Consider the following 1745-nt stretch of genomic DNA (forward strand, 5'->3'; position numbering starts at 1 on the left):
CCGTTATTTCCGGTGGGTGTGGTTGTGTCTGTTTGGTTTTGTTTTACTTCAACGGAGAGTTTGATCCTGGCTCAGGATGAACGCTGGCGGCGTGCTTAACACATGCAAGTCGAACGATGATCCCAGCTTGCTGGGGGATTAGTGGCGAACGGGTGAGTAACACGTGAGTAACCTGCCCTTGACTCTGGGATAAGCCTGGGAAACTGGGTCTAATACCGGATACGACCATCTGGCGCATGTCATGGTGGTGGAAAGCTTTTGTGGTTTTGGATGGACTCGCGGCCTATCAGCTTGTTGGTGGGGTAATGGCCTACCAAGGCGACGACGGGTAGCCGGCCTGAGAGGGTGACCGGCCACACTGGGACTGAGACACGGCCCAGACTCCTACGGGAGGCAGCAGTGGGGAATATTGCACAATGGGCGCAAGCCTGATGCAGCGACGCCGCGTGAGGGATGACGGCCTTCGGGTTGTAAACCTCTTTCAGTAGGGAAGAAGCGTAAGTGACGGTACCTGCAGAAGAAGCGCCGGCTAACTACGTGCCAGCAGCCGCGGTAATACGTAGGGCGCAAGCGTTATCCGGAATTATTGGGCGTAAAGAGCTCGTAGGCGGTTTGTCGCGTCTGCTGTGAAAGACCGGGGCTCAACTCCGGTTCTGCAGTGGGTACGGGCAGACTAGAGTGCAGTAGGGGAGACTGGAATTCCTGGTGTAGCGGTGAAATGCGCAGATATCAGGAGGAACACCGATGGCGAAGGCAGGTCTCTGGGCTGTAACTGACGCTGAGGAGCGAAAGCATGGGGAGCGAACAGGATTAGATACCCTGGTAGTCCATGCCGTAAACGTTGGGCACTAGGTGTGGGGGACATTCCACGTTTTCCGCGCCGTAGCTAACGCATTAAGTGCCCCGCCTGGGGAGTACGGCCGCAAGGCTAAAACTCAAAGGAATTGACGGGGGCCCGCACAAGCGGCGGAGCATGCGGATTAATTCGATGCAACGCGAAGAACCTTACCAAGGCTTGACATGAACCGGAAAGACCTGGAAACAGGTGCCCCGCTTGCGGTCGGTTTACAGGTGGTGCATGGTTGTCGTCAGCTCGTGTCGTGAGATGTTGGGTTAAGTCCCGCAACGAGCGCAACCCTCGTTCTATGTTGCCAGCGCGTTATGGCGGGGACTCATAGGAGACTGCCGGGGTCAACTCGGAGGAAGGTGGGGACGACGTCAAATCATCATGCCCCTTATGTCTTGGGCTTCACGCATGCTACAATGGCCGGTACAAAGGGTTGCGATACTGTGAGGTGGAGCTAATCCCAAAAAGCCGGTCTCAGTTCGGATTGGGGTCTGCAACTCGACCCCATGAAGTCGGAGTCGCTAGTAATCGCAGATCAGCAACGCTGCGGTGAATACGTTCCCGGGCCTTGTACACACCGCCCGTCAAGTCACGAAAGTTGGTAACACCCGAAGCCGGTGGCCTAACCCTTGTGGGGGGAGCCGTCGAAGGTGGGACCGGCGATTGGGACTAAGTCGTAACAAGGTAGCCGTACCGGAAGGTGCGGCTGGATCACCTCCTTTCTAAGGAGCTGCTAACAACTGGTTGCTGTGCCTGCATGGGTGTGGTGGTGGTTGTCAGTGTTGCCCATTGCGCAGGCGTCTGTTCTGCGGTGGGTGCTCATGGGTGGAATATCAACGAATCAAACTTGTTTGGCATGGCCTTCACCGGTTGTGTCCTGGTGCCAGTACGGCAACCC

1 rRNA gene is annotated in these 1745 nt (G+C 56.6%); it reads left to right on the top strand.

Annotation, left to right across the window (positions count from 1 at the left end):
- Window positions 1-48: 48 nt before the first annotated feature.
- A 16S ribosomal RNA gene (locus tag AC6CH8_RS22780) occupies window positions 49-1569 on the top strand.
- Window positions 1570-1745 lie beyond the last annotated feature (176 nt).

Source organism: Paenarthrobacter sp. GQ52, from assembly GCF_059759005.1.